The 2,903-nt window shown below is 59.3% G+C and carries 6 protein-coding genes; all 6 read right to left on the bottom strand.

Translation table 11 applies throughout. The features are described 5' to 3' along the window. Positions 1 to 279, bottom strand: a 279-nt coding sequence (locus Q8P46_10395; GenBank protein ID MDP2620568.1) for a hypothetical protein, incomplete at its 3' end; no start/stop codon positions are given. Then, on the bottom strand, positions 272 to 1,057 hold the full coding sequence (locus Q8P46_10390) for a ParB/RepB/Spo0J family partition protein (GenBank protein MDP2620567.1): 786 nt from the start codon (positions 1,055 to 1,057) through the stop codon (positions 272 to 274). The genes Q8P46_10395 and Q8P46_10390, both read right to left, overlap by 8 nt. 24 nt (positions 1,058 to 1,081) lie before the next feature. Further along, a complete protein-coding gene (locus tag Q8P46_10385) occupies positions 1,082 to 1,807 on the bottom strand; it encodes a hypothetical protein (protein ID MDP2620566.1) in 726 nt (241 codons plus the stop codon). Between the two features lie 21 nt (positions 1,808 to 1,828). Further along, entirely contained in the window at positions 1,829 to 2,272 is a 444-nt protein-coding gene (locus Q8P46_10380) for a hypothetical protein (protein MDP2620565.1), read from the bottom strand. Positions 2,273 to 2,276: 4 nt separating this feature from the next. Further along, positions 2,277 to 2,405, bottom strand: a complete 129-nt coding sequence (locus tag Q8P46_10375; GenBank protein ID MDP2620564.1) for a hypothetical protein — start codon at positions 2,403 to 2,405, stop codon at positions 2,277 to 2,279. Next, the gene (locus Q8P46_10370) at positions 2,402 to 2,794 is read right to left on the bottom strand and encodes a hypothetical protein (GenBank protein MDP2620563.1); all 393 of its coding nucleotides are present in this window, start codon (positions 2,792 to 2,794) and stop codon (positions 2,402 to 2,404) included. Before Q8P46_10370 ends, Q8P46_10375 begins: the two co-directional genes overlap by 4 nt. Positions 2,795 to 2,903: the final 109 nt, after the last annotated feature.

Below are 2,903 nucleotides of genomic sequence, written 5' to 3'. Positions count from 1 at the left end.
CACGTCCGTCTCAAACGGAATGCCGGCTTCCACGCAAGCCATCAGCCGGTGCTGGCCGTCCAGCAAGACCCCGTCAGAGCCGAAGCGGATGGCGTCGCCGTTGTATTGCCAGCGGCCCTCCAGCATGTCCACGGCGTAGGCGGTCCATTTCAGTTCCGATAACGGCCGGTTCTTGCGATTGGTCTTTTCGAGCCATTCGCGCGCCAGCTCCGGGGTGATCCTGCAGCGCGTGCGCGTTGTGGAGGAATTTCCGGAGCCTACGGCTCCGGCTTTAATCAAGCTTTCGAGCAGAGACGGTCGAGCGTCTGATTTCAGAGAGGATTTCACTGATGATTGCATTGCTGTTCTCCAAGAGGGGGATGAGTTCAGCTGCTTCGGTCTGTGCGACGAGCCAGGAAACAAAATCTCCAACCGGAAGCTGGCAGACCGTGAGGTCCTTGAGCGCTCTTGCGAACGCCCGCATTTCTGGATCAGGAGCCGGTACTGCGGGCGATTGGATTTCGTGCGGGCTTGGCCGGGGTGCCTGCACTCGTGACCGGCGCCCAATGGTGGATGTGTCTTGTTGATATGTGGTGCCCTTGCGAGTGACCGTGCGGGAATCTATCTGTCGGATTCCGACAGATAGAGATAACTTCTTCCGCCAAGCCGATACCGTGTCGTGATTGACGCCAACGTGCCGGGCAATCTCGCGGTCACTTAGTTCCGCAGCCCGCGGGTGCTGCAGCGCCCCCTTCACAGCGCGCTGCTTGTCATCATTGGTGCGGCGCAGCCCGTTTGCCCTGTTCGCGCTGAAGCTATGCCACCGCGCCTCCTCGAGCGTTCCCGACCGCACCTCTGCCGTGATCGTCTCCCGGCCTGCTTGCCAGGCAGCCTTCACCCGGTGGAAACCATCCGCCAGCCAGTAGTTCTCGCCGTCGTAATACACCACCACAGGTGGAAACTTCGCCCCGTCCGCCATGGCGTCGGCGTAATCGTCGACCGCCTCGAAATCAAGCGCGGCTCTGGGCTGCGTGCCGCCGTCCGTGCGAAGCTGCGAGATTGAAAGTTCCGTTGGCATAGGCGCCTCCACGCGCGCGGTCGCTTACTCGTCGTGGACTTCGGAGGCATCGAGATCGACGGTCATTTTCTGGACGAGCGGCTTCAGCATTTCGTGGTACTCGTGAGCTTTGCCGACTTCATCCGGAGTCAGGCGGCGCACGAAAGCGAATGTCGCCCGGCTGTATGCGATCCCTTGGCCGTTCTTTGTGCGCTCGAGACCGACGCGCGTCACCACGGAGTAATAGGGGATGCCCTGTGATGTGAGCTTCAGCAGGTACTGCTTGGCAGCCTTCAGGCTGGTGGGCGGGAGCGAAATCACCTCGGGAAGCAGAAGACTGCCCCGCAACACGAACACCTGCTTTATCTGCTTGCATGCCTGGCCGCGGCCGCCCGGTGCGCTCCCAAACTGGGCGAGCGGGCAGGTTACGCAGGTTCCGCCCGGCTTGCCGACGCCTGTCGTTCCGTCTGCGGAGAAGCAATCGGGAGGCTGATTGCCGCCGCCTTCGCTGAGCGGCTGCGAGTAATACGCTCGAGTGTCGCGGGCCAGCACGATCACGCCCTCAATCACCGATTCCATCGTTTCACCTTCAAGCGAAGGCACCGGCCACTGCAGGCCTCCGCCAGCGGGGATCTTGATCCGCGGCAGATCAAACTCGGTAAGGCCTCCGGCGCCGATGTTGGTGCTGATGGCCGCATGAATGGCGGCCATGTCGGTTTGAAAGGCTTTAATCACGGACTGCGATTCTACTTTCACAAGTTGATGCGACATTAGTGGACTCCTTTTTTGTAATTAGGCTTTCCTGCTGCGCAGGGAGTGAACGAACGAAACTTTGAGCGCCTGGCCGAGCGGCGTCGGCAGCGCGGCGAGCACTGCTTCTTCCGTGAGCATTTGGTTCTGCTGCTCACATCTGAGGCGGACCTCCTCTGTCACTTCGCGCACGAAGGCTTTGAGCGATTGCGTATTGAAGTTTTCGGAGACGTACTGTCCTAGCTCGGATTGTTTTAGGGCCTCCACTACGGCCGCGCGATCCGATGCCGGGCTGGGATAAATGTCCTGCGCGACATAAACCACGCGGCCATCGATCCTCATCGACTGGATACCGTCTTCCAAAAACTGCGGCACCAGCACCTGTTCCAGGTCATCGAGCCGGGCAGCGATCGCTTTGATCTCCGAGTCGAGTTCTCTTTTCCGGTGCTCCAGAGCAACAAATTCTTTCAATTGGTCTATTTTCATGACGCTATCCTTTGATCTCAGCGAGGATGGCTTGAATGACTTCGGCGCGCTTTTCGAGCGCGCGCATGATCTTTTCATCAACCGTGTTTTGGGCGATCAGGTTTCGGCAGAGAATCCACGACACGAGGATCACGAATCTGTTGCAGGCAGAAGGATGGAGGGTTCTTCGCTTCCTCGGTCCCACGATATATGGGCGACCCGAAGAATGCGTGAGACAGATTCAAAAGCAGATGACTGGCAAATGAGCGAAGGAGTGGTACCATCCGGAATGAGCGAATGCGCCTGGCTGTCGGACATGAGACGAAAACAGTTGTAGTGCCCAGGGGCGAGCGTTGAAGGCCCGCAGATCGCGATTTCCGAGTGGGCGACGATCCGGAAGTTGGCAGCTGGGATCAGAAAGACGTGCGGCGGTTGGCGAGATCCTGCACGCTTGATTCGATGGCGAATCGAGGCGCGGGCTTCAAACTTGTGATAGATTCCTAGCGAGCATTCGGTCTTTCCTAGGCAGGTCTTGTGTGTCATGAGCAACTCCACGCGGCCGTCGCTCATCGTCGAGGAGTCCACAGCCCATAGACCGTCTGAGGAAGGCTCTCTCCAGCGAGAGCGCCGGGCTTATCCGAACCGGCCGGTC

The sequence above is a fragment of the Hyphomicrobiales bacterium genome (genome assembly GCA_030688605.1).
Classification (GTDB): Bacteria; Pseudomonadota; Alphaproteobacteria; order Rhizobiales; family NORP267; genus JAUYJB01.
Note: the sequence above shows the minus strand (reverse complement) of the source record. Positions and strands in the feature narration are given on the sequence as shown.